The organism is Pseudomonas sp. TZ252, from assembly GCF_056110345.1.
Map to the genome: position 1 here is coordinate 923,817 of NZ_CM148566.1, position 25,508 is coordinate 949,324.

Genomic DNA, 25,508 nt, shown 5'->3' on the forward strand with positions numbered 1-25,508 from the left:
TCAAGCGCCGCCGGCCTGTCGCGAGCGACGCTGGGGACCTCATTCATCCGGAGGTCCCACCATGCAGTTCTTCCTGCGCTACGCCTACGCGCCCCTCTTCTGGTCCGGCTTCATCGGCCTGGCGACCTGGCAGGTCGGCTATCGCCAAGCTTCCCACGCCTGGCTGGTCGCCCTGTTCCTCGGGGCGCTCGGCCTGTCCTTTCTCGCCGAACGACGACTGCCCTACCAGCCACGCTGGAACCGGCCGCACGCCGACCGCCTGCGCGATGTCCTGCACGCGTCGGTCAACGAAAGCCTGAACGCACTTGGCATCCTCGCCCTGCCACTGCTGGCCGGAGTCCTGGGCTTCTGGCCGGTATGGCCGCAGGCCTGGCCGCTGTGGCTGCAACTGCTGCTGGCGATCGTCCTGGCCGATCTCGGCATCACCCTGGTGCACTATGCCAGCCACCGTTCGGCGCTGCTTTGGCGGCTGCACGCGGTGCACCATAGCGTGCAGCGCCTGTACGGTTTCAACGGGCTGATGAAGCATCCCCTGCACCTGGGCCTGGAAGCGCTCGGCGGCACCCTGCCGCTGTTGCTGCTCGGCGTGCCGCAGACGGTCGCCGCGCTGCTCGCCTTCGCCATCGGCATCCAGTTGCTGCTGCAACACAGCAACGTCGACATGCGCATCGGCGGGTTACGCCATGTGTTCGCCTGGGCACCGCTGCATCGCCTGCACCACATCCGCTACGGGCGCGCCGGCGACGTCAACTTCGCGCTGTTCTTCAGCGTCTGGGACCGCCTGCTCGGCACCGCCCTCCATCGTCCCGACTACCGCCTGGACAGCACCGACATGGGCATCGGCGACCAGCCTGACTATCCCCGCGACTATGCCGGCCAGTTGCTCGCGCCATTCCGCGACCTGCCACGCAGCAGGCACGTCCCACAGCCGCCGGAAGGATTGGGGCGTTCAGCCGGCCAGGCGTAGGTGCGGCAGCGACAGGCCGGCGCGGATACCGAGCAGGCTGCGTACGCTGCGCGACAGGTGCGCGGCGTCGGCAAAGCCGGCGTGATGGGCCGCCTCGGTCAGGCTGCGCCCCTGCAAGGCCAGGGCGAAGGCCAGGTACAGGCGGCGCCAGAGCACCAGGCGGCGCACCGACAGGCCGACCTGGACGGCGAACAGCCGCTCCAGTTGGCTCAGCGAAAGACTGGCGCTGCGCGCCAGTCTTTCCGCCTCGACCCGCGCCGCGAGTTGCTCGTCGAGCGCCGCCAGGGCCTTTTCGACGCGGCGGTCGAGCCGTCGACGAGGCAGCCGCGCAAGCCGCCCCAGCAACGCCTCGGGCTCGCCGGGAGCGTCCTCGAGAAGCTGACGCAGGTCGTCGCTGTCGAACGCCAGCGGCTCGGCGTACAGCGCCAGCAACGGCTGCGACGCTTCGACGCAATGGGCTTGCAGCGAGGGCACCAGCAAGCGCCGGGCCTCCAGTACCTGGCCAGCGACGCGCACCCGCAGCGGCGTCTCCGCCAGCAGCAACTGGTGGGCATAGTGCGCGTGCTCGCGGGTATCGCCGTTGACCCCGGCGAACAGCGCGTGGTCCCGCGCCAGCCAGACCTCGCCCTGCCAATGCCGCTCCGTCATCGCGTACCTTCCGTCAACCGTTCCGTGGCGAAACGGTGTCGGCTATGGCGACCGCCGTCAAGCCCGCAAGGTCAGCGTCCGAACCAGTCGCGCCGATCGTCGAAGGCGTGCTCGATCAGATCGAGCAAGGCACGCACCTCCACGCGGTTCTCCGCTTCCGGCTGCACGCTCATCCAGACTTCCCGCCGCATCGGCTCGTCGAAGACCTGCGGCAACGCCGCCAGGTTGCGCTCCAGGCGTCCGGCGTAATGCGGCAGCAGGCCGATGCAGGCGCCCCAGAGGATCGCCTGTAGCAGCAGGTCGTGGCTCTGTACCTCGATCACTCCCGACTGGCGAGCCGCCACCCGCCGGTTCCAGGGCGCCAGGGCGGCGCTGGCGGCGTGACCGTGGAGCTGCGCCAGCAGGTAGTCGTCCAGCTCGTCCTCGCTGGCCGGCCGCGTGCGCTCGCGCGAATAGCGCTTGCCGATGTGCGGCTGGTACTCCAGCTCAGCGATGCGCGCCGGTGCGGCGAAGTGGCCTTCCATCGGCGGATGCGGCTGCCCCGGATCGGCGATCCAGATGGCGATCTCCGCCGGCCCTGCGCTTTCCGGCCAGCCCTCGCGCAACTCGGCGAGGGCTACGCGCAGGTTGGCGTTCTTGCGCAGGTAGCCCCACAGCTCGCGACTGAGCACATCGTGCAGGACGCTTTCGGCCACCGCCAGGCGCACCAGCGGCTGTTGCCGGTGAAGATCGGCGTGGCTCTGGCTGTCCTCGACCAGGCGCTGCCCGGCGGCCTGGACGATGCGGCCCTCGCGGGTCAGCGAGAGGGCGTTGCCCTCATGCACGAACAGATGCAGGCCGAGGCGCTCCTCGAGCCGGGCCAGGGTCTTGCGCAGCAGCGTCGGCTTGACGTCCAGGCTGCGCGCAGCCTGCATGAAACAGCCGCAGCGGGCGGTGACCAGGAAGAAATGCACCACCTCCAGAGAACCGAACAGCTCGTGCCAATAGGCACGGTCGTCGCGTCCCTGCGCGGGCCTGAGCAGTGCCGGGCGCTGCCCGGCGGACTCCGATAGGGCCATGCTTCCTCGCTAGCGTCCAGGCATGAGGCGAATCCGCAGTTCGATCGGCTGCGGCATGTGTTCCGGCGGCGGCAGGCGCAACGAACGGTCCATCAGCGCGCGCCGCAGTTCATTCTCGATCGGCTCGGCGTCGCTGCGCAGGCAGGCGAGACGGACGATCCAGCCGCGTTCGTCGAGCCAGACCCGCAGGTCGATGTCGGTATTCGGCAACTGCCCCGCCGCGCGCCGCGACTCCAGGAAGGCCAGCAGCCGCGGCGCGGTTTCGGCGTCTTCGCCCAGGCGCTGCTGGACCTGCTCGCCGAGCCATGCGGCATAGGCGCCCCAGAGCCGCTGGCGTTCGTCGCGGAACCGCTCGGGCTCGCCGAACAGCCAACTGCGCAGGTGCCGCCAGCGGCTCGCGCGCGGCCCACGCCTGGCCTCCGGCGTGCCGCCCATCAGTGCAGTTCCGCCAGGGTCTTGCCGAGCAACGCGCCGTCGATGCTCAGGGTAGCGTTGTTCACCAGGCCATCCAGGTAGGCCTTGGCAATCTGCTCCTGGCGTTGCGCGCGCAGGCTTTCGCGCAGGCGACCACGGACCTCGTCGAGGGTGGCGAGGCGAGCGTCGCGACGCTCGGTCAGCTTGACCAGGTGGAAACCGTTGGCGCCCTGGATCGGCTCGGACACCGCGCCGACCTTCAGCCGTTCCAGCGCCGGACGGATCGCCGGCAGCAGTTGCGCCTGCGCCAGCAACCCACCGATGTCGCCGCCGTTGCGGGCGGTCTGCGGGTCGTCGGAATGCTTGCGCGCCAGTTCGGCGAAGTCGCCGTCCGCGGCCTGCCGGTAGAGTTCCTGGGCGCGCTTGCGCGCTTCGGCAAGCCCGCCGGCCGCAGAGGCGGCGATGAAGATCTGGCTGACCCGGTACAGCGCCGGTACAGCCAGTTGCGCCTTGTTCGCCTGGTAGGCGGCCTGCAGTTCGGCATCGCTGGGGTAGTCCTCGGGCACCGTGCTCACCGACTCCAGGTAGGTACGCAGGACGATCTGCCGCGCCGCCGCATCGATCAGCGTCTTCACCTGCGGACGCTGTTGCCAGTCCTGGGCGCTGGCCTGTTCGTAGAGCGCCTTCTCGGCCAGTCGCGCACGCATCCAGCGTTCCATCGCGTCGCGGTTCTCGCTCAACTGCGCGCGGGTTTCCGCCGGCACCTCGGCCAGCAGCGCCTTCAGTTCGTCCGGCGCCACCTGCAAGGCACCGAGGCGGGCCACCGCGGGTTCCGCGGCGGCGCTGGCAGATGGCTTGGCAAGCGCGGCCTGGGCCTGGCCCGCGCCGCCGTCCTCGCGCTGGCCACAGCCGGCGAGAACGGCAAGCGCGAACGCCAGGATGCCGCAACGAAATGCCGGCCGCATCGGCTCAGGCCTCGCCATCGACGGGTTGACCGGCATCCTGCGCCATGCCCTGCTGCTCCGCGGCCAGGCGGCTGTAGTCGCGCAGATAGGCGATGAACTCCTGCAGCAGGCGATCCCACAGTTCGATATGGCTACGCAGGTTGGCCAGGCTGACGCCGCCGGCGACGATCACGTCCATTTCCATCACCAGGAACTCGCCCTGCTGCGACAGGCGGCCGAAGCGCCGGCTGAGATTCCAGCGCTCGGTCAGCCCGGCGGGCAACTCGCCCTGCACGCGCAGGGCGCAGCTGAAGGTGAAGTCGAGGTAGCTCGCCGGCGTCGCCGCCGGATTGCCGAAGCGCACCGCGTAGCCGATTCCCTGGCTGGCGCTGAGCAGTTGCACGACGCCGTTCTGCTCGCTGCGGTTGACCCGATAGCCGGCCTCCTGCAAGGCCTCGGTCAGGCTGTCGACGGAAAGGTGTTCGATCAGGGTGATGTCGTTCATATCCGGGTTCCTGGTTTGCTGTCGGATTTCACTGGGCGAGCGCCGCCTGGCGGTTCTCGACCTGGGTCTTGTAGAGGTCGTCGCCGAGCTTCTGCGCCATCTCTTCGAATTTCACCCGCGCACCGCTGGCGAACGGTTGGCGGATCTTCATCACCTCGGCGACGCTGACGTTCTCGTAGGCGCCGAGGATCTCCTTGGCCACGCCATACATCTCCCGATTCTTCGCGGTGCACTGCTGCAACTGCTGGTCGTGCTCGCGGAACGCCAGGTCGAGCTTCTGCCGCTCGGCCTCCTTGGCTCGCGCCATGACCAGCAACTCGTCGTAGGCCTGCTTGTACTTGCCCAGTTGCTCGTTGCTCGCCTCGACCATCTGCCGCGCCCGGTCGTGCAAGCCCTGTTGCTGGGCCGAGAGCTGCTCGGCCTGGCCCTTGGCCCGGGTCAGCTCGGCGCTCAGTTGCTTGACCTGGGCCAGCGCCGCATCGCGCTGGCTCTCCAGCGCAGCTTTCGCCGCGGCGGCCTGGGCCTGTTCGGTCTGCAGCACCTGGAGTTGCTGGGTGGTGCTGCGCAACTGGGTGCGCAGGCGTTCCTCCAGGCTGTCGGCGTAGGCCGCCTGGCTGGCGTAGGCGGCGAAGGCGGCCCCGGCGAGCAGCGCCTGGGCCCAGATCGGTAATGAGAAAGGTCGCGTGTTCATGGTCTGCCTCTTCATGGTCTGCCTCGAGGAGCGCTCAGAAGCGCGTGTTGACCTCGAGTTGCAGGACGTCGATGGAGAACGGTGCGCCGTAGACCTCGTCGGAGCTGAGCCAGCGCGCGGTACCGTAGACGCGCTTGTCGAAGCCATAGCTGGCGCCGAGGATGTAGCCCTTGGCGTTGGTCCCGCCAAGGTGGAAGGTGGAATCGTTGAAACCGTCCGGCAGGGCATCCGGCTGGATGTACTTGTAGGCGGCGAAGACCTGCCAGTCGCCGGCGTCGCGCATGTCCAGGGCGTTGCCCAGGGTGAACTGGAGCATCCAGGCGTTCGCCCCGCTCTTGATGTCGCCGTCGGAGCCGAGGTTGTTGGCGATCTGCGCCACACCGCCGGCGCGCTTGCGCATGTCGCCCTCGTCGTAGCCCAGGTTGTGCACGTAGTTGCCGGCCACCCGCAGCTTGAAGTCGTTGGGTAGCTCGGCATCCCAGCCGAGGTTCAGGTCGAGCAGATTGAACTCCGAGGCCAGGCCGACGTACTGCGGGTTCGGCGTGTTCGCCGGGTCGGCCGGGTTGGGCACGATGTCGCGCAGGAGGAACACCGTGTTGCCCTTCTGCATGAAGGTCGGACGGCTGCCGTCGGTGTCACACTCCGGATCTCCGGCCCAGGGCCGGCAAGGGCTGGAACGCCGCCCTTCGATATCGTCGAAGCGGTAGTAGGCCAGCGCGCCGGTAAGGCTGTGCTGCGGGTTGATCTTCCAGGTGGCGCCCAGTTGCGCGCCGTAGAGCCACTTGTTGTCGCTGTCTTCCTTGTCGAAGCCGTTCGACGAGGCGGTGTCCGAGCTGTATTCCACGGGGAACGCGCCGACCGTGCCGAACAGCGCGACATCGCGGCTCAGCGGCTGGTTGAAGATCGCCGCCACGCCGTCGAAGTTGAGGTCGTTGGAATACAGCAGGTCGGTGGACAGGAACGGATTGGCGATCCGCCCGCCGGTCAGGCTCAGGCGCTCGCTGGGCTTCCAGGTCAGGTAGCCCTGGTCGAGCCAGAGGTCCTTCTTGCCGAAGCCGCCGCCGAGGGTCTGGGTGGTCGACACCGGGTTGTTGTCCGAACCGGTGCCGATGCGGATGCCGGCGCTCCAGCTTTCCGACAGCGCCGCCTTGAGGCCGAAGCGCGCGCGCAGGCGCAGCAGGCTGTCGCGGTCCTCGCGGGTGTTGAGCAGCGGCGGCAGGCCCGAGCTGGTATTCGGGTTGACGTCATAGGGACCGTCGTCGTTGAGTTCGGCGAAGTCGGTGATCTGGTTGCTGTTGCCGTTGCCGAAGGAGCGCGACTCGTAGCGCAAGCGCACGTCGCCGTCGAAGCTGATGCGCGAGGCCCAGTCCGGGAAGGCGTTGGGCTGCGCCCAATTCTCCGCCTTGGCCTGGGTCATTACCTCGGCCTTCACTTCGTCGCGGATCTGGTCGCGCACCACCTGCGGGATATAGGGTACGCGGACCTCCCCGGGGACAGCGGCAACGGCCGCCGCGGGCGCCACGGCCTGGCGCGCCTGCTGGGCCTGCTGCGCCTCGGCCTCGGCCTGCCTGACCAGCGCATCGGCCTGTTCCTTCTTCAACACGCCCTGCTGTACCAGCAGGCGGATCAGGTTGATCGTGGCGTTCTCCGAGGGCGCCGGCGGCTGGGCCTGCGCCTGGCCGGCCAGCGCGGCGAGCATGACGCCCATCCCCAGCGCCAGTCGGTTCACTTTCGCGTTCATCTGTGTACGGCTCCTAAGGTCCTTCAAGGCAGTCGCCTGCCGGAAATCATTCTGGGTTGGCGTCTTCTCATCCCGGCCGCTTGCCCTGCAGGGCGATGCGCACCGGCAGGGTCAGCGAAGCCGGCGGGCGTTCTTCCAGGCGGCCGGCGGCGCGCAGCGCGGCCAGCACCTTCTGGTCGGTCTCGGGGTCGCCGCTGGAGCGGGTCAGTTCGGCCCGGGTGATATCCCCCGAGGAACTCAGCCAGATCTCCGCCTGCAGGCGGAACGCCAGGTTGCGCAGCTCCGGGTTGTCCCGCAGCAGGCGCTGGAAGGCGTAGGCCAGGTACTGGCTATAGCTGGCATTGCCGGCGCGACCGCCGCCGGAACCGGCCATCCCGCCGCCCTTGCCGGCGCCGATGTTGAAAGCGTCGGAGCCGGACTGGGCGTCGCCATCCATCTGCATCGGGTCGGCCAGGTCGTCGGCCGGCGACGGCGGCGCTTCCTCCTGCGGCTTGACCTCCTCCAGTTCGGGTTGCGGTTCCGGCTCGACGATCTTTTCCTCTTCCACCGGCTGCTCCGGTTCCGGCGGTTTTTCCGGCGGCGGCGGAGGCGGTGGCGGCAGCGGGATGATCGCCGGCACCTTGGGCGCCTCGCGGCGCACGCCGCTCATGTCGTTGGCCCACTCCCAGACCAGCCAGGCGAGGCCGGCGAGCAGCAGCGCGCCGAGGCCCCACTTGAGGTAGCGCAGGGTCGGGTTCGCCGGGCGGCCGTCGATGGACAGCGGCGCGGCATTTTTCGGCTCGGGGGTGTGCTTGGGATCGGCGGACATGTTCATCCCGGGCCTCAGGTCGGTTTGCCGGTGACCAGGCCGACCTGGGACAGCTCCAGGCGGCGCAGCAGGTCGAGGACCTCGATGACCTTCTGGTACTGCACCGTGGCGTCGCCGCGGACCACTACCGGGAAGTCGGGGTTGAGGGCCTTCTCCGTACGCAGGCGGTCCTCCAGCTCGGGCAGGGTCACCGGGTAGGCGTCGAGGAACACCTGGCCGGCATCGTTCACCGAGATCGCCTTGGTCTTGGGCTGCGACAGCGCCACGGTGGCACTGGCCTTCGGCAGGTTGATCTGGATCCCGGCGACCTGGGCGGTGGCGGTGAGGATGAACATCACCAGCACCACCATCAGCACGTCCACCAGCGGGGTGATGTTGATGCTGTCGACGGCGCCGTCGTCGTCATCGTCGTGGCTGCTGTTCACGGAAGCCATGGCGTTCTCCTCAGGCCGGCAACGGCTGGCCGTTGCGACGATGGGCCACTTCGCTGAGCTGGCTTTCGCCATGCACCTCGGCGAGGCGGGTGACGAACTCGTCGACGAACACCCGCATGTCCGCGCTGACTTCCTTGTTCCGCGTGACCAGGCGGTTGTAGCCGAACAACGCGGGGATCGCGACGAACAGGCCCATGGCCGTGGCCAGCAGGGCGGCGGCCATGCCCGGGGCGATGGCATTGATGTTGACGTCGCCGGCCATGGCGGTGCCGAGGAACACCACCATGATCCCCAGCACGGTGCCGAGCAGGCCGATGTAGGGGCCGCCGGCGATGGCGTTGGACAGGCTCGACAGGCGCGAGCCGAGCTGCTGGTTCTCCTTGGTGCGCACGCCGTCCATGGAGGCGCGGATCGCCTCGATGGTGGCCGCGGAGACGGAAGAGGTGTCGGCGCCCTGCTCGCGGCGGGTGCGGATCTCCTTCACCGCCACCTGGTACAGGCGCCACAGCGAGGAGTGTTGCAGGCGGGCGGCCAGCTCGCGGTCGTCGGCGAGCAGTTCCAGGCGCGTGCCGACCTCGGCGAAGCGCTCGCGGAACAGCCCGTTGGCGCGACTGACACGGCCGACGTTCTGGTTCTTGCGGTACATGATGACCCACGACTGGACCATCATCAGCGCCAGGATCGCGATGATCACCCAGGCATCCAGCGGCACTGCGTTGAGCAGGAAGCCGAGCTTGCCGAAGCCGAAGCCGGACTGCTTCTCGTCGACCCCGTAGGCCACCAGGCGCGACTCGGCGCCCTGGGCGGTGGCGTCGGCGAGGAGCAGCGCCGCCGGGCGGGCGATCTTCGACAGGCGCAACTCGTCGATGGCGCCCTGGAAGGGTTGCAGGGTCGGCGCCGCGGCGCTCGCCTCACCTTCCCCGCTTGCCGCTTCGGTGGCGACCGCAGGCGCGGCCTGGCCTTCCGCGCCGATGGCGATCGCACCGCTGAACGCCGGCAGCGCCGCCGCCAGGCTGGCGACTTCGCGCCCCCCGAGATACAGCGCCAGCCGGGTACCGTCGGCGACCAGCGCCAGATGCTGCCATTGCCCCTGCGCCAGGGCCTGGCTGGCGGCAGCGCGCTGACCGTTCAGCTCGACGAAGGGCGCGCCCTGGGCCAGGCCGACCAACAGGGCGTTGCCGCCTTCGCGGCGCGACAGCAGGACCTGTTCGCCGGCCAGTTGGTCGGGACGCACCCAGCCGCTGAAGCTGAAGGTGCCACCGGCGCTCACCGCCAGCGATGGGCTGGCCGGCAGCAGCAGCGGCTGGCCCAGCAGTTGCGCGGAGCGACCGATGACGCCCTCCACCGGACTGCCGGCGGCGGTCTGCGCATTGTTGGCGTAGGCGGTGGAGTCCCGCGGCGGAGTGCCCGGCGCACCGTCGAAGTGATAGACCAGGGTGTAGTCCGGGTCGAACACCGACTGGCCGTTGCCGCTCTCCGGCGCCTTGGCGTTGCCGTAGTACATCCAGATGTCCTGGCGCTGGCCACCCTCCACCCGCGGCACGTCGACCCAGATCAGGGCCATGCCCATCAGCGGGTCGAAGCTCTCGACCTGGTGGCGCAACACGGTCTTGTCGTCGGCGGCGACGAAGCGAATGTCCGAGCCGTTCTCGTTGACCCCGTCGAAGGTGAAGTTGCCGGTATGCAGGCGCACCAGCAACGGCAGGCGACCGAGACTCTCGTTGATCGCCGCGCCTTGCGGGGTGGTATCGACCGAGACCTGCTTGCGGTACTGCCAGTCGTCCTGCCACCAGGCACTGGCGCTGGCCGGGGCCAGCAGGCCCAGGCAGATCAGCGATGTCAGCAATAAGCGATACATGTGGGGTTACTCCGGGGTCAGCGTCAGAAGCTCGCCTGCACGCTGAAATGCAGGCGCGAGTCGTGTTTGTCGGTGTTCGTCCCTTCCAGCAGCGGGAAGGCCCAGTCGAGGCTGCCGGACAGCCAGTCGGCGAGTTGCGCGCGGGTGCCGATGCCGACGCTGGCCAGGCTGAAGTCGTCGTCCTGTTCGGGCAGCGCATCCTGCAGGCGCAGTTGCGCGCCCTCGGCGAACACGTAGAAGCGCCAGTCGTTGACGTAGCCGCCGGCGCGCTTGCCGAGGAAGCGTCCGAGGGACGGCGTACGCCATTCCTGGGAGAGCAGGTAGCCGTCGTCGGCGGTGTTCTCCGCCGCCAGGTAGCCACGCACGCTGGTGGCACCGCCGGCGGCGAACTGTTCGTTGGAAATCAGCGGCCCGGAGGCGAGCTGGAAGGCCGCCTTGGTCGCCACCTGCCAGTCGCCGCCGAAGGTCAGGGTGTGGTTGAGATCGCCCTTGAGCACGCCGAAGCCGGACTTGGCGCGATAACGCTTGCGGTCGAATTCCTCGTCGTCGTCGCCGTAGCCGAGGAGACTGCCGGTACCGGCCACCAGGCTCAGGCCAAGGGCCAACTGGGAACGTTCGGTGTAGCGGAAACCGTTGTAGCCGAGGGTCAGCGGGGCGTACTTGATCGGCACCCTGTCGTTGTTGCCGCCGATCCGGGTCTGTTCCTCGAAGTCCTTGAAGTCGACGCCGAAGGAGAACGAGTGCGACCAGAGGCCGGTCACCGGCAGGCTGTAGATCGCCGCCACGCCATAGGAATGGCCCTGGCCGACCACATTCATGCTGCCCACCGTGGCCACGTCGCTGTCGGACTGGTAGCCGGACAGCTGCACGCTCCAGCGCTGGCTCAGCGGCGCGGTATAGGAGCCGGACCAGACCTTGGCGTTGTCCTGGTCCTGCGGCGCGGTGAAATAGGTCAGCGAGATGGCGTGGCCGAGTTGCCAGAGGTTGTCGTAGCCCAGCGAAACCACCGAGCGCAAGTGACGGGTGTCGGCGCTGTAGTCGTTGTTCAGGCCGATGCTGGCGTGCCAGGGATTCTTGTCTTCCACCTGCAGGTCGACGTCCATGGTGCCGGGCCGCTGGCCCTCGCGCACCATCGGCAGCACCTGGCGGCCGGGGGTGCGGTTGACCTGCGCCAGCTCGCGCTGGACCTGGGCGAAGTCGGGCACCTTGCCCTCCTCCAGGGCCGGCACTTCCTCGCGCAACTCCACCGGCGAATAGTGCTTGGCGCCGACCACCCGGACGCGACCGACAGTGGTCTCGGTGACCTGCAGGTAGACCACCCCGCCGCTCACCTGCTGCTCCGGCAGCTCGACGTAGACCGACTGGTAGCCCTTCTCCTGGTAGGCGGCCTGCAGCGCATCGCGCGCCCCCTCGATGTCGCCCAGGCTGCGCTGCGGTCCGAGGAAGGGATACACCGCCGCCTCGATGGCGCGGTTGTCCAGCACGGTGTTGCCGCGTACCACGTACTCGTTGATGTCCACCAGACGCTGGGTCTCGGCTCCCGCCGCGGCGGGAGGGGCCTCGTCGGCCAGCGAAGCGCACGACAATGCGACAGCCAGGCAACCGATCGACCAGCGCTGGCGAAACGGGTGCGCACAATTGAACAGCGAACGCTTCACACGGTCCCCCGAAGTTCCATCGGGACTTATTGTTCTAATGCAACAAGTCCGTTCATCGAACAGTTCTGTGAAAGACAACAAACTAGCGGCGACGCATGAACAACCTGTTAAAAACGGCGCCCGCCCTTATGAAATCTCGTTCTTTTCTATTTTCACTTTCGTGCTAGATATTCAGCCGTCGCGCTCCGCCATGGCGCGCTTGCCATGTATGCAACAAGGCGAAGTTCAGGGAGAACTCCGGCATCTGCATGAGATCCCCGGAAATCACTTCCCCGATAATCCTGCCTATTATCCTTACCGCCTCCGCGCTGTTCAGCAGGACGGTTATATCGCTGACGAAAACCGGAAAATTCCAGATCTTCTGCTTCATTTCCAGGCCGACGAACCAGCGATACAGCAGGTTGTAGTTCAATTGCTCATACAACTGCTGCTCGCTGGGAATCGCGTACAGCAGTTGCAGCAGCAGCGCGTGGATCAGCGGCTCCGGGGCCAACTGCATGCCATGTTCGCGGGCGAGCGCCGAGAGGACTTTAGCCTCTTCGCCAAGGAGACTTTCTATTTGCGGTTTCAGCAACGCCAGGGAATGTCCCGGCGGTATATAGCTGGACACTTCCTTGAGCGCCCCCTGCCAATCTTCCTGGGACACTATCCAGACCCATGGCGCCCCATATCGATAAACCGATACCGGTTTCTTGCGTGCGGCTTCGACGATCTTCGATAGGCGCTGATCAAGTTCCTGCATACCGACTTTCGAGTAACTTTCCATCAATACTCACCGTCCTTCGCCGTATTCACCGGAGTGACCACGGCCGTTAGCGGATACTGTTCTCTTGTTTCAGAGCGGAACGCGTCTTTCTCGAACGACACGCTCATTTCCAGCAACCGGTCAGCGCAACCGGGAAATGGCCGATTCCTTTCGTTCCCGTCCCTGCCTTTCACCACTGAATTCCGTTTTCCTCATTCACACCTGTTTGACGGCAACCCCGTCGCACCACCGAACTTTTGTCATGAAAACTTCATGCGACCGGCCGTTCGCGCGCCGCCGGCGGGGACGAACGGGCATTCACCCGAGAATCGACCAGCACCTCGGAAGTTCGCCGAAAAAAAGGCCCTCCGTGGGGAGGGCCTGGCGGGTATCGTGCCTCCGCGGCGGTGCCTTACAGGATCAGGTTGCCGCGCTCTTCATCGGTCAATTGGCTGCGCGCCTGTTCGCCGAGGGCTCCGGCGCCGAGCACCTGCACGGCGCTGTCCGGGTTGTAGCCCGGCGAACGACTGGCGCCGTCGCGCGAAGGCTCCAGGCGCTCGTTGCCGAACCCGAGCACCTGCACCGTGATCACCGACGGCATGCGCTGCCGCGCGGCGGCCTGCTGCTGGCGACTGACGTCCTCCGCCGCCTGGGTCGCGGAACTCGCCGCGGCGCTGGCGGAGGTCAACGCCCCGGTATTCACCGAAGCCACCAGCGGAATGCCGCTGGACTGGCCCTGGGTCTGGATGTTCGCCGCGTTGACCACCTGCAGCGCCGCCACGTTGACGTTGCCGGAAACCCGGATGCCCGCCTCGCCGGCATCGATGGTGCCGAGCGGGGCGATCAGGTCGATGTCGCCCGGTGCCACTTCGGGAATCGGGTTGAGGGTGGCGATACCGGCGCCGGTGCTAGGCACCTGTGGCGACAGGCTGACGTTGCCCCAGGCGTCATAGATGCGCCGCGGCGGGGTGTAGACCACGGTGGTCTTGCTGCCGCGACCGGCATTGATGTCACCCTCGGACGACCAGATCTGGATATCTCCGCCGAAGGTGGTCATCACCCGGCTCTGGCCGAGCAGGATGCTGCCCAGGGCGTAGGAACGGATATTGCCAACGCCCTGGGTCACCACACCGGCGGTGGACGGCGGCGCCTCACCTTCGATACCGAATACCTGCTGCCCACCCGGGGTGAGCAACTGGATGTCGCCACCGAAGTTGGTGTGCACGCCGGCACCGCCATACATGACGATATCGCCTTCGTAGCTGATCGGATTGCCCGCCGGATCGCGCTCGGGGAACAGCGCGGCGATCGCGTTGCGCCCGCGCAGGTAGCTACCCTGGCGTACCCCGCCGACTTCGTTGTACTCGCGGCCGCCGGCCCTGAGTTCGGCGAAGTACACCTGGCGGGCGAAGATCCGCTGCTGCTCCGCCGGCAAACCGGCGAGAAACTCCCGCGCCTGCAGGGCGTCGCCGCTGAAGCCATAACGCCCGCTCAACCATTCGATCAATTCGTTTTCGTAGGTCCGTACCACCTTGCCGGGCTGTTCCGCCAGGGGCGTTCCTGCCTGCGCCAGGTTGTCGAGCGCCAGGTAACGCCGAAGGAAGCCGGAGTAGCCCGCCTGGCTGGCGCCCGCCTGCAGGACTATGCTGGCGCCGGAGCGCGTGTCGCCCGCGGCGACCGCCCCCAGGCTGGTGACCGCCACCTCGTCGTTCATCAGCAGGTTGCGTCCGGCGCTGATCTCCAGGCTGCCCGGTCCCGCGACGTTGAAGTTGCCGTAGAGGATGTCGCGCCCCGCCTGCACCAGCGACACGTCGGTAGCCGAGGTATTGACGAACAGATTGCCGCTGCTGGCGTAGCCCCCCATGTTGTCGCTCGCGGTCCGCTCGGAGCCCAACCCGGTGCCGCTGCTGACGATGTCACGGCCGGCGATCATGCGCACCGCACCATGCCCCTCGTAACGCAACTGGCCGAAACGCACATCGCTGGTCCCGGTGTAGCGCAGCAGCCGGCCACTGTCGACACCGACCAGATCACCCGCAAGGGCGTAGAAGCGCGACGGTTCCAGCGCCGCCCCCCATTCGCCGGAGACGCTGTTGGCGCCGAAGGCGAACAACGGGAAGTGGTTCGTGTCGGCGCGGCTGCCGTCGCTGGACAGGTTGTCGACCTGCCGCGTGATCCCGGTATAGCCCTGGTAGCTCGGATTCAGCGGCGTGGCCAGGCTGCCGGTGCTGGCGCCGGAACGGCTGATGCTGTAGCCGCCGGCGTAGATGGAGTCGCCGGCCAGCAGGTCGAGACGGCCCTGACTCGACGGCGCCAGGACCAGCGCGGTCCTGTCGCTGCGAGCGTTTTCGCGGAGTGTCGCGTTGCCATAATAGAGGCTGCCGGTCAGCGCCACGGCCGACAGCTTCGCCGGATAGACCAGCGCGGAATCGGTGTCCTGTTCCGTCCTGCCTTGGGAAACCGGGGTCAGGTTGCCTCCCGCCGATGTCAGGTCGATCGCCGTGCGTTCGGTCCACAACGAGAAACCGCTCAGGCCGTAACCCTCGACACCGCTGGCGCTGGTATAGGGGGTGCCGTTCATCAACGGCGTCCGCCCGGGATCGACCACCCCTTGCAGCACCAGGTCACCCAGGCTGTTCAGGCTGAAGGTGGCGTCGCCCGGCACCAGCGTCGGCCCGCCGTTGGCCAGGCCGAGGGTCGAGACGAAGGGATCGTAGGCGCGCCGTTCGCCCGGAACCTGATCGCTATCCAGACGACCATAGATCAGATCGATACCACCCAGGCTCGTCGCCCGGACCTGAGCATTGCCGCGCAGGTTGACCATCGCGCCGTACAGCGAACTGCCCTGATCGAAGGGCGTCAACGGGTTGAGCGCACCGCCGATACGTACGTCCATGTCTCCGCCGCCGCTCAGGGTCAGTTGGCCATCGGCGCCTACCCGGCCGCTACCGCCCACCGCCAGCACCAGCCCCTGGCTGCGCTGCGACGTTTCCTGCGGAACGCTGGACGTGCGCGCCTCGATGACGCCCGCATCGCCCGCGACCTTCAGGCTCAGATCGCCACCGCCCAGGGTGCCGATGCCGGTGAAGCCCACCTGCTGCGTGGCGGCAGCCGCTCCATCGCCGCCCGGCTGGCGCGCATAGGTGCCGAAATTGATCCACCAGGCGGTGCGGTCGGCCGTACCGGCGGTCGAACCGCTGCCCTGGCGCCAGAGCCAGTTGCCGACGGCCGCCGAGTCGTAGCCGGAGTTGGGTACGGCGCCGGACAACCGACCCAGCACATCGCCACGCAGATCGCCACCGACCGCCAGCGTCAGGTTGCCGCCCAGGGTCGGGTACCAAGTGCTGTAGAGGCTCTGTTCGCCGCCGTCCACCCATTGCTCGTAACCGCCCAGCGCCGGATCGCGCAGAACGCTGCCGCCGTCCCTGGCACGCGCCAGGTTGTAGCTGGAATCGACCGCGCTCGCGGTACCGGCGGTGTAGACTCCGAATGGCGAATCCATACGCAGGTTGCCGGCGGCGAACAGGTCGAGATCGCCAGTGCCGGTGCGCAGCACGCTGAAGCGCGAAGCGTAGGGTTCGGCTTCCAGCGCATAGTCGTCGCTGGACGCAGCGCACCAGGTCGGGAAATCGTCACAGATGGTCGGGTAGCCCAAAGCCTCCGGGTCCAGTGGGTCGCCCGGCTTGATGCCGGGGTCGCCCCATCCTGCCACCCCTTCCTCGGTCCACACCATGCCGCCCGAACTCGCGGCGCACCAGGTCGGGAAATCGTCGCAGATGGTCGGGTAGCCCAAAGCCTCCGGGTCCAGTGGATCACCGGGCTTGAGGCTAGGATCGCCCCAGTTATCCACCCCTTCCTGGGTCCATACCAGCCCACCACCCGCCGCCGGTATGCGCCGCATGCCGTAGTGCGTATCGGCGAGGCGCATCTGCCCGCTGGAACGCGGATCGGTCAGCCGCGGATCGGCCGCCTGCAGATCGGCGCCAGCCACCAGGCGCACGCTCCAGGACTGCGAACCGGCCGCCAGCATCGGCGCGATGGCCCAATTGTGCGAAACCGCACCGGCCGGGCGTACATCCACCGACGCGGCGCCATCGGGCAGGCGGATATCGCTGCCAGCCGGCAGGAAGGCCCCGGCGCGCAAGGCCAGTCCACCGGCCAGACGCACGCCGTCGACTTCGCCGCTGGCCAGCGTGGCGCGGCCGGGCAGTGGCACGCCGCCCGGCCAGGTCATCCCCGTCACGGGCGTCGCCAGCGGCAGACGGCTGCCGGCGCCGAGGCGGCTGCCGGCGGGCAGGTCCAGAGCCTCGCCGAGCAGGCTGCCGGCCGGCCGGAGCAGGTTGCCGGCGGCATCCAGCAACGCTCCCTCGAGCACCGTCCCCGCCGGCAGTTGCAGCGGCTGGCTGAGCACCGCCTCGACCGGCAGCCGGGTACCGGCGGCCAGGGTCATGGCCTTGATCGGCAGTTCGAAGTTGAGCGTCTTGCCGGCCGGGAAGAAGCTGTCGTCGTCCAGCCGCACGCCAGCCGTCGGCACCACCCGATCGCCGCCCAGGTGATCCTGGCCGGCTAGCAGCAACCAGCCCTGATCGTCGTCGGTTTCCGGCGGCGGGGCGAAACCGTCGGTGACGCTGCCGTAGATGTTCAGGTCGCCGCCGGCGCGGATCGCCAGCGAACCGGCCTCGCCGGAGCCGTATACCGAGGTTTTCGCCGTCCGCGGGTTAAGACTGGCGTAGCGATGGCCCGACAGGTCCAGGTCGCCCTGCACCACTAGGTCGCCATCGGCCGTGGCGCTGACGATCTCCAGCCCGGGGCGCAGGTGGAAAGCTTCCGCGTAGGCGGCATTGTTCAATCCGGCCAGCTTGCCGTCGAGCAGGGCGCTATTGGCCAACGCCGCCTGCATGAACAGTTCGCTCTGCTGGTGCTTGCCATCCAGGTAGGCCTGGGTGATCTCCTGGTACGGCCGGCCGTTGCTCGCCGGCAGCGCGGCGACCGGCGCGTCGTCGTAGCGCTGCACGGCGCTAAGGGTGATGGCGCGGGCACCGAGGATCTGCAGCGGCCCCCCGGCGTCGATGGCGATATCGCCCGCCATCGCCCCGCCCAGACGCGACGCGTACAGGTCGAGGGTGCCGCGGGCGACGCCATCGTTCTGCCCGGGCGCGCTTCCCGCTGCCGCCTCGGTGCCGTGGCGCAGGTCGATACGGGCACCGGCGCCGAGGCTGAGCAGCCCGTCCCCGGCGTTCAGCTCGATCAGCGCGCGGTTCGGCGAATCGATGATCTTGCCGTAGCTGTCCACCCGCAGCCGCCGCCCATGGGCATCGAGCAGCGCCTCGCCACCGATGCTCAGGCCCTGCTTGGCGGCCAGGAGGATACTGCCGACCTGCTCGCCGCTGGCGTCGAGCACGCCGTTCACGCTCAGATGGCCACCATCCAGCGACACCTCGATCGTCGAGGCCCTGACGTCGTTGCCGATGTTCAGGTCGCCCTGCTTGATCTGGAAACTGCGCGCACCGAACACCTGACCGGCATTCAGGCGCTGGTTGAGAGCGGCGAACCGGCTGTCTGGCGTACCGTCCTCGCCCAGCCGCTGGGCACGGATCTCGACGCTGCCCGCGGCGTACGGCACCAGGGTGCCGCCAGCGTCGTATTCGCCGCTGCTCGCCGCCAGTATCTGCCCTTGCAGGTCGACCACGCCGGCCGCGCTGTCCAGCGCCACCGCCGTCAGGCTACCGGCCTGGTTGTTGCTCGCCGACAGGTCGATGCGCGAAGCGCCGGCCTGGCGGATGTTGCCACCGTGGCTCAGCAGGTTGACTTCGCCGCCCCAGCTGTAGCGGGTCACGTCGTCGAAACGCAGCGCGCGCCCGGCCAGGTCGAGCTGGGCGCCGGCGCCCAGTTCCAGGTCCTCCTGCGCGGTCAGGCTCAACTTGCCGCTGGGCAGGCCGACGCGGGTGTCCAGCAGCAGGCTGGCGCCCTCCAGGGCCAGTTCGGCGCCCAGTGCACCATTGGCCAGTTCGACCGGGGTGGATGCCGCGCCGTCGCCCCCCGCGCTGACCCGCAACGCACCGCCCGCCAGCAGGCTGTTGCGTGAGCCGGCCTCGCCGGTGAGCAAGGGTGTGATCAGGTTGAGATCGCCGCCGCTGTATGCGTAGCCGCTACCAGCCCGATACTCGCCCTGGCTCTGATAGACCGCGAGGCTACCCTTGTGGTTGGCGGTGATCCGCTCGCTGGCCGCCAGGTTGACCGTGGCGAAGCCCAGCGCCAGGCGCTGGTAACTGTCGATGGCGCTGGGCTGGCTGAAGGGACCGTAGCCGAACTCCAGGCGTTCGCTGCGGATGTCCAGCGTGCCCTGGCCACTGCCGGCGCCGCCGGCGATGCCCCCGGCGGCCGGCGTCTGCGCGCCGTTCCAGATCAGGTTGGAGGTGCGGATCGAGGCGACGCTGTCGCTGTCGCCGTATCCATAGATCGCCGGGGTGCCCAGCACCAGGCGCGACAAGCGGGAGCGACCGCTGCTCGGATCGTAAGAATCGAGGCTGACGTCGCCGTAGAAGTTGAACGCGTCGCGGGCGTTCAGCACCAGCGTCTCCAGGGGCGGCGCGCCCTCCGACGCATCACCCTGCAGCAGGCGGTCGAGCACTTGCTGGTCGAGCGCCAACCCGGTCGGCAGCACACCGCGCTCGGCCAGTTCGGCCAGCAGCGCCTGCTCGCCGACATTGAAGCCGCCCGCCGCCAGGGTCAGGTTGCGGGTGCCGTAACGCACGCTGCCGTCGAGCACGAAGCGCTTGTCGGTGGCCGCGACCAGACTGCCCTCGGAATACAGCCGGGTTTCGCCGGCCACACCATCGGCAGCGGAAACGCCAAGCAGGATGTCGCCGGGACCACTGTCCGGCGTTCCGGCTTCCGGTGGCAAGACGTTCAGCACGCCGTTCGACAGGGCGAGCATGGAACGCCCTCCCGACGCATACAGGAAGCCATCCCGTGCATCGTAGGCAGCAGCCCCCCGCCCTAGGGTGACAATGGCGGCACCTTGTTCAAGGCTGATCGCCTCCCCCGGCCGATTCGCCAGGAGGAACACCTCGGGTGCGGCCAGTTCGGCGCCATTGCGCAGGACGATGCTTTGCGCGCCGTCGGTGATGTCGAAGGTGACGTAATTGCCGCCTTGCCCGTAGAGCACTGCTGGCGTCGAGCCGATCACCATGCGCGCCGCACCGAAGGCGTTGAGATCGTCGGCCCGCAGCGTCACGCCCTGGAACCCCTCGCTGGCCTGCGCGCCGGCTCCGACGATCTCGATCCGCTGGTTGTTGCCCAATACCACCAGACTACCGCCATAGCCGCCTCTGGCGGCCTGGAACAGCCCGGTGCCGTCGAACGCCAGCGCATCGGCACCGCCACCGGCGAGCAGGTCAAGGCGCAGGCTGCGCGCATCCACCGGCAGCATCGGCCGCGGGATGCCACGGCGAGCAGCATCGGCCATGGCGAAGTCGCTGTAACTCGTTTCGTTGTACTGCGAATGGCGCCGCAGCACATCCGCCGGGGTCAGCAGCACCTGGCGGAACAGTTCGTCGCGCACCCCGGTGCCGGCGAGGGACAACTGCCCGGCCAGCGACCAGGAGCCGCTGCGCATGAGCTGGGTGGGCGCTGCCCGTCCCAGCCCGGCCTGGCCGTTGAGTTCGACCCGGTACGCGCCGGGCAGCAGGGCGTAGGTCGACGGCAACAGGGTGTAGGTTCCCGCCGACAGGCCGGGCACGCCGCTACCGATGCTGATCTGCTGGCCGACCAGCGGGTCGACGGCGCCGCCTTCGGCGGCCACCGGCGCGATGCGCTGAACCCCGGGCACAATGGCGTAGATCGGATTGTCGACCAGTCCCGGCAGGTCGAAGCGGCCCTCCTCGTCGAAACGCACCAGCGGGTTGTAGCGCGCATCGGTGGAGCCACCGCGGCCGGAAACGAAACCGGCGCCGAGCAGTTCGCCGCCGCCGGAAAGATCCAGCGTCGTTCCGGACGCCACCCGTACGGAGCGGCCACCCAGGTCGACCCCGGTATCCATTATCCCCCTCTCGTTGAAGCTACCGCCGACGCCGGTCAGGGAGATTTCCTCCCCGGCATAGCGCCAGACCTGGCCGTCTACCGTGCCGCCGTAGGGCAAGGTCAGGCCGGCGCCGCTGACCGAGGTCAGGCTGCCAGACAACAACTCAACCTTGTCGGCGTTCTGGCCGATTTCCAGATAGCCCAACGGAGCGCGCACGACGCCGCCTTGAACGACGCTCGCCGCCCCCAGCGACAAGCGACCGAAGACCGCCAGGGGCTGCTCTGGCGTCGTCGCGTCGCTGCGCTCGATACGCAAGCTGCGCGCCGGGTCGAACGCCGCAGCGGCGCCATCGGCCTGGTAGCCGTAGCCGGCGAGAATACGCGCGCCCGCCCCGGTGCCCGGATAGAGCTGCGCAGCACGGATGAGCAGATCGCCGCCACTGAGCACCTGGGTGTTGATGCGCTCTACGGGCGTCGCGTTCCCCGCCAGCAAACGCATGTCGCCCGTGCTGGACAGCTCGACCCGGTCGAAGCCACGTCGGTCGATCATCTGCGTCCCGCCACTGGCGTCACGGAAACTACCGTGCGAGCCGAAGACCAGGCTGTCGCGTATATCCAGCACCTGCGCTCTGGCTTCGAAGAGCGCCTCGCTAGGTTGCCTGGAAACCTCGAACAGGCCGGTCGACAGCGGCTGGGTTTCGTTGTTCTCCGCCGCTTCGTTGACGAACGCTCCCGCCAACAGCAGCGACGGTGCCGACAACCTGACCCGGCTATCGCCGGCGGCGCCTTCGCCAAGCCCCAATGCCCCGCTGTAGAGGCGCAAACGTTGCGCCAGGGACAGCTCCAGATCGCCGGCGAAACTCAGCAGGCCGCCGCTGAACAGGGTCAGGTCACCGAACCCGCCATCCTGTACCTGGCTCGCCGCCAGGCGGCCATGGCCATAGGCATAGTTTCGCCCTTCCCCGGCGGCTTCGCGCTGCTGGCCGACGATCAGCTCGCGCGGGCGCAATACCTGGTCGGTCGCCAGGCTGGTCAGGTAGTTCGGCGTGGCCAGCGCCAGCGTCAGGCTGCCGGCGGCGGCACCTTCCCCGCCGGCGAAGGCGCGCAGGTCACCATCCAGGTACAAGCCGTTGGCCGACGCCAGGGAGATACTGCCGCCGGCGCTGCTGACCCGGGTCTGGCCGACCCCGGGCACGTCCAGCAGCGCCTGGGTGCCGGAGGCATCCAGCAGGCTTCCCGGGCGCAGGTCGATGAACAGTTCGGCGGCATCGGCCTTGCCGCTGGCATGTTCGACCGTGCCGCCGATGACAATGCTGCCACCATCGGCCACCTGGCCGTAGCGCCGCCCCTGGAAGTCCAGCGCGGTCGCAGCGCGTGCGGCGACATCGAGCACACCCTGCTCGCCAACGCGGATGGCGCGCTGGTGGCCGACGCTCTCGACCTGGTCGCGCACCGGATCGGGCAACGCCACGCTGCCCAGTTCGATCGAGCCGCCCCAGGCGTTCAGGCGACCATCGACGCTCAACTGGCCGACGCTGCGCAGCTCGATGCGCCGGCCGGGATCGACCTCCAGCAGGCTGCCACCACCGACGTCGAGGACGCTGTCGGCCACCTGCCCGGCACCACTCTGGCGGCTGCCGGCCTGCAGGAACAGGCTGGCGCCGGGACGCTGGCGCAGCTCACCGTCGGCCGGCCGCTCCTCGTATAGCGGCGTCAGCCAAGGCTCCAGCGCGAGCAGCGGGTCGGCGCCGCTGGCGACGCTGACGGCGTCGTCGCGGAAACGGTACAGCGGACGCAGCACCTTCACCTGTGCGCCTTCCGCCACTTCCAGTCCCTGCTCGCCGATCACCTGGTAACTGGCGAAGCCCTTGTCGAAGAACCCGGCGGCCAACGCCAGGGTGCCGTCCTGCGCCGCCGCGCCAATGCTCACCCGCGGCGCCTGGACGCTCAGGGTGCCGGCGCCGGCGACGCCATGGCCGGCCAGTTCGCCGCCCAGTTGCAGGCGGCCGTCACCTGCCGCCGAGCCGGTATTGGCCGACAGCGTCAGGTCGCCGCCCTTGCCGCCCACCTGTTTGCCATCGGCGAGCAGCGCGGCCCCGGACGACACGTCGATCCGGCTGCCATCGCCCAGCGACAGGTCGCCGCTGCTACGCAGGGAAATCCGCCCGCCGTCGAGATGAGCTCGATCGGCATCCACGCCGCCCTGCGCCTGGTTGCTCCAGAGGCCACGCGCATCCAGCGTCACGCCATCGCCCAGGGTCAGGGCGGCACGCTGGCCGGCGGCGGGGGTGAGATAGGTATCGATCCGCTCGCCACGGGCTACCTCCACCTGCTCCAGCACGTTGCCCAGGCGCAAACTGCCGGCGCGCGCCGTGAGGTCGGCGTTCACCTCGACCTCGGGCGCGTACAGGACGATCTCGCCGCCATCGCTGACCTGCAGGGCATTGTCCACCGCGATCCGCTCACGGGCGGCCACGCGCAGCGCCCCCAACTCGAAACCCGACAGCCGTTCGCTGTCGAGCAGGAGGACGCCCCGCTGTTCGTCGGCCAGCGCGGTATCCAGGTCCAGGTTCGCCGCCAGCGGCTCGCCGCCATCGGCCAGGCGCACCTGCTGCAGGGTCGGCGCAAGGTTGTACAGCACGTTGCCGCTGGCACTTTCGTAGCGCGGGGTATAGCTGCCCACGATCAGCTCGGCGCCGCGCGCCACTGCGTTCTGCGCCTGCTGGTAGCCATCCGCGCCCGGCTGCGGCGCGCGCACCTGGCGCTCGCCCTGGAATACCTTGCCGAGCAGGTCGCCCTCGAGCACCGCCGAAGCGGTGCCAACCACCAGGCGGCCAGCATCGCGGCCGACCATGTAGCCGCTCTCGTAACGGCTCTGCGGGGCGATCAGCGGATTGTAGAAATAGCGCGTCTGCCCCCAGCGCGGGCTGCTGTCCTCATAGCCGCGGTAGATGCCCTCGTAGAGCAGGTCGCCGGGGGCGCGGGAGATTTCGTAGAGACGTCCGTCGCTGCCCTTGAGCCAGGTCTGCCGGATCAGGCCGCCCTGCACATCGAGGGACCCGCCGGAGAGGTTGACCGTCGAGCCGGGCTGGCTCACCAGCTCGCCACCGGTGAAGGTCAGGGTGCCGCCCTGGGCCATCCACTCGCCGGCCGAATGGTTGCGCGTGCCAAGGTAGCCACCCAGTTCCAGCAGGCCGCCGGCGGTATACCAGCGATCGGTGGCGTAGCCGTTGGTGCCGGCCGGAACCAGGACCAGTTCGCGGGCATCGACCCAGACATCATTGCTGGCCAGTCCGCCGCCGTCGCGGTTGACCGGCGCGTCGCGCTGCTCGTTGCCCTGGACATTGATCTGGATGTTGTTGCTTTCCATCGCCACCTTCACCCCGACGGCGCCGGCGACGTCCACCTGCGCGCCGTCGCGCAGCAGGCTCCGGCCCGCCGCGCTGACCGCCACCTGGCCGCCGCTGGCCAGGGTCAGCGAGCCGCCCTGGAAATCCACGCTACCGCCGCTGACGATTTCGACCCGCGACTGCTCGCTGCGATCGGCGACCCGGCTGAGGTTGTCGAAACGACCGATCACGTTGTTGGTCGGCGTGGTGCCATCCAGCGCCTGCTGGGCGGCATCGCGCTGGCTGTCGAGGGCGCCGGCGCCGCTGGCGTCGACCAGCACCGCGGTGGTGCTGCCCTCGCCCAGGACCACGCTGCCCCTGGCGTCGCTGGCCGAGTTGAGCAGGTGGATGGTGCCGCGCACGTCGGTTGAGCTACTGGACAGAGCGACGCCCTCCTGGCGGACCTGGCGCCCGGTCAGGGTGATGTCGCCGGTGGCCGCCTGGATCAGACCCTGGTTGACCACCCGGCCGGCGGCGCTGTCAGCGGCCAGGGAGGTGGCCACTTCATTGCCGCGGGTGGTGGAGCGCAGGTTGCCATCGGTGCCGACGCCACGGCGAATGTAGAAGCTGTCGCCCGCCGCCAGGGTGGTCTGGCCCTTGGGCGTGACGATCTGCCCGGCGTTCTCCACCTCGCTGCCGAGCAACAGCACGTAGCCGCCCGCCGCGGTGGAGCTGGCCGGATTGGCGGTCTGCAGCAAGGCGCCCTGCTCCACCCGTACCGCGCCGGCGGCGTCGGTGAAGCTCGGCTGGCTGCCGTTGGCGTCGAAATACAGGCCGCGTTCGCGGAACTGGCTGTCGCTGATGGCTGCGGCGGCGACGGCCAGGTTGCGTACGTTGACCTGGCTGCTGCCGCTGAACACCACACCGTTGCGGTTGGCCACCATCACCGTACCGTCGGCCTTGATCTGGCCCTGGATCTGGCTCGGCCGGGCGCTCGGGTCGTTGACCCGGTTGAGCACCGCCCAGTTGCTCTGCTGGTCGAACTGCAGGGTGGTCTGCCGGCCGATGTTGAAGGTTTCCCAGTTGAGGATCGCCCGATCCGCGGTTTGCTCGACCGTCACCGTGGTACGCCCGTCGGCCTGCGACTGCACTGGCGCCTTGGCGTTCTGCCAGGCCTGCTCGAAAGGCAGGGAAGCGTCTACTTTCAGGCCGCCCTCGCCCAGGCCGTCCGGGATGTCCGTCGGCGCCGCCAGCGCGGCCTGGCGTCCCGCCGCCTGGGCGGCCTGCTGCGCGGCGATGGCCGCCACGGTGTTGTTGAGGTTTTGCAGCGAACGCTGCAACTGCTGGTTGACCTTCTGCTGCTGGGCCAGCGGCGGTGGCGTCATGCCCGGCAACTGCGCACTCGGACGCGCCGCCCCGGCGCTCTGCTGGGCGCCCTTGGCGGCGAACCAGGCGGCGCTGAACGGCTGGGAAGCCTGGGCGCCACCTGCAACCATGAGCAAGGCGATGATCTGCGCCAGCGGTTTCAGCCGCGGCAAGCCGCCATCGAGCGAAACGGTGACGGGGGACGACGGCACGAACGGACGAGACGGCATGACGCGAGATTCCTTGGGCGTGTTCAACTCGACGCGTCGGCTTGCCAACGCGCATTCCTGATAGAAAGACAGCCCGCAACCGGGCGGGCCG

The 25,508-nt window shown here is 68.6% G+C and carries 14 protein-coding genes; 1 reads left to right on the forward strand and 13 read right to left on the reverse strand.

Annotated features, from left to right (window positions below):
• Positions 1-61: 61 nt before the first annotated feature.
• Positions 62-967: a sterol desaturase family protein gene (locus ACYAF3_RS04355; protein ID WP_003085391.1), complete on the forward strand. Its 906-nt coding sequence runs from the start codon at positions 62-64 to the stop codon at positions 965-967.
• On the opposite strand, the gene ACYAF3_RS04360 is transcribed toward ACYAF3_RS04355, so the two are convergent.
• The 13 genes from ACYAF3_RS04360 to ACYAF3_RS04420 all read right to left on the reverse strand — a co-directional run bounded on the left by ACYAF3_RS04360 (position 950) and on the right by ACYAF3_RS04420 (position 25,417).
• On the reverse strand, positions 950-1,615 hold the full coding sequence (locus ACYAF3_RS04360; protein ID WP_003116524.1) for a helix-turn-helix transcriptional regulator: 666 nt from the start codon (positions 1,613-1,615) through the stop codon (positions 950-952). The two genes, ACYAF3_RS04355 and ACYAF3_RS04360, sit on opposite strands and share 18 nt — an antisense overlap.
• A 71-nt stretch (positions 1,616-1,686) precedes the next feature.
• Positions 1,687-2,673, reverse strand: coding sequence for a LysR family transcriptional regulator (locus ACYAF3_RS04365; protein ID WP_003120804.1), 987 nt, complete (start codon positions 2,671-2,673; stop codon positions 1,687-1,689).
• A 9-nt stretch (positions 2,674-2,682) separates the two neighbouring features.
• Entirely contained in the window at positions 2,683-3,108 is a 426-nt protein-coding gene (locus tag ACYAF3_RS04370) for a hypothetical protein (protein WP_003455027.1), read from the reverse strand.
• A complete protein-coding gene (locus ACYAF3_RS04375) occupies positions 3,108-4,052 on the reverse strand; it encodes a peptidylprolyl isomerase (protein ID WP_003098445.1) in 945 nt (314 codons plus the stop codon). Before ACYAF3_RS04375 ends, ACYAF3_RS04370 begins: the two co-directional genes overlap by 1 nt.
• A gap of 4 nt (positions 4,053-4,056) precedes the next feature.
• Positions 4,057-4,536, reverse strand: a complete 480-nt coding sequence (locus ACYAF3_RS04380; RefSeq protein WP_003141135.1) for a YbjN domain-containing protein — start codon at positions 4,534-4,536, stop codon at positions 4,057-4,059.
• A 28-nt stretch (positions 4,537-4,564) separates the two neighbouring features.
• Positions 4,565-5,227, reverse strand: a complete 663-nt coding sequence (locus tag ACYAF3_RS04385; protein ID WP_003116527.1) for a hypothetical protein — start codon at positions 5,225-5,227, stop codon at positions 4,565-4,567.
• Between the two features lie 34 nt (positions 5,228-5,261).
• Complete coding sequence (locus tag ACYAF3_RS04390) at positions 5,262-6,968, reverse strand: putative porin (RefSeq protein ID WP_003123057.1); 1,707 nt, start codon at positions 6,966-6,968, stop codon at positions 5,262-5,264.
• Between the two features lie 67 nt (positions 6,969-7,035).
• Positions 7,036-7,782, reverse strand: a complete 747-nt coding sequence (locus ACYAF3_RS04395) for an energy transducer TonB family protein (protein WP_003098450.1) — start codon at positions 7,780-7,782, stop codon at positions 7,036-7,038.
• An 8-nt stretch (positions 7,783-7,790) separates the two neighbouring features.
• Positions 7,791-8,210: an ExbD/TolR family protein gene (locus ACYAF3_RS04400; protein ID WP_003085366.1), complete on the reverse strand. Its 420-nt coding sequence runs from the start codon at positions 8,208-8,210 to the stop codon at positions 7,791-7,793.
• A gap of 10 nt (positions 8,211-8,220) precedes the next feature.
• Positions 8,221-10,068: a DUF2341 domain-containing protein gene (locus tag ACYAF3_RS04405; RefSeq protein WP_003085365.1), complete on the reverse strand. Its 1,848-nt coding sequence runs from the start codon at positions 10,066-10,068 to the stop codon at positions 8,221-8,223.
• Positions 10,069-10,091: 23 nt separating this feature from the next.
• Positions 10,092-11,726: a ShlB/FhaC/HecB family hemolysin secretion/activation protein gene (locus ACYAF3_RS04410; RefSeq protein ID WP_003116531.1), complete on the reverse strand. Its 1,635-nt coding sequence runs from the start codon at positions 11,724-11,726 to the stop codon at positions 10,092-10,094.
• A gap of 163 nt (positions 11,727-11,889) precedes the next feature.
• A complete protein-coding gene (locus ACYAF3_RS04415) occupies positions 11,890-12,492 on the reverse strand; it encodes a transposase (protein ID WP_003098455.1) in 603 nt (200 codons plus the stop codon).
• Positions 12,493-12,883: 391 nt separating this feature from the next.
• The gene (locus ACYAF3_RS04420) at positions 12,884-25,417 is read right to left on the reverse strand and encodes a filamentous haemagglutinin family protein (protein ID WP_474727585.1); all 12,534 of its coding nucleotides are present in this window, start codon (positions 25,415-25,417) and stop codon (positions 12,884-12,886) included.
• Positions 25,418-25,508: the final 91 nt, after the last annotated feature.

Coding starts and splice junctions, on each gene's coding strand:
- ACYAF3_RS04395 (WP_003098450.1), bottom strand. CDS start 7,782: ATGAACATGTCCGCCGATCCCAAGCACACCCCCGAGCCGAAAAATGCC.
- ACYAF3_RS04375 (WP_003098445.1), bottom strand. CDS start 4,052: ATGCGGCCGGCATTTCGTTGCGGCATCCTGGCGTTCGCGCTTGCCGTT.
- ACYAF3_RS04370 (WP_003455027.1), bottom strand. CDS start 3,108: ATGGGCGGCACGCCGGAGGCCAGGCGTGGGCCGCGCGCGAGCCGCTGG.
- ACYAF3_RS04360 (WP_003116524.1), bottom strand. CDS start 1,615: ATGACGGAGCGGCATTGGCAGGGCGAGGTCTGGCTGGCGCGGGACCAC.
- ACYAF3_RS04400 (WP_003085366.1), bottom strand. CDS start 8,210: ATGGCTTCCGTGAACAGCAGCCACGACGATGACGACGACGGCGCCGTC.
- ACYAF3_RS04405 (WP_003085365.1), bottom strand. CDS start 10,068: ATGTATCGCTTATTGCTGACATCGCTGATCTGCCTGGGCCTGCTGGCC.
- ACYAF3_RS04420 (WP_474727585.1), bottom strand. CDS start 25,417: ATGCCGTCTCGTCCGTTCGTGCCGTCGTCCCCCGTCACCGTTTCGCTC.
- ACYAF3_RS04365 (WP_003120804.1), bottom strand. CDS start 2,673: ATGGCCCTATCGGAGTCCGCCGGGCAGCGCCCGGCACTGCTCAGGCCC.
- ACYAF3_RS04385 (WP_003116527.1), bottom strand. CDS start 5,227: ATGAACACGCGACCTTTCTCATTACCGATCTGGGCCCAGGCGCTGCTC.
- ACYAF3_RS04390 (WP_003123057.1), bottom strand. CDS start 6,968: ATGAACGCGAAAGTGAACCGACTGGCGCTGGGGATGGGCGTCATGCTC.
- ACYAF3_RS04415 (WP_003098455.1), bottom strand. CDS start 12,492: ATGGAAAGTTACTCGAAAGTCGGTATGCAGGAACTTGATCAGCGCCTA.
- ACYAF3_RS04355 (WP_003085391.1), top strand. CDS start 62: ATGCAGTTCTTCCTGCGCTACGCCTACGCGCCCCTCTTCTGGTCCGGC.
- ACYAF3_RS04380 (WP_003141135.1), bottom strand. CDS start 4,536: ATGAACGACATCACCCTGATCGAACACCTTTCCGTCGACAGCCTGACC.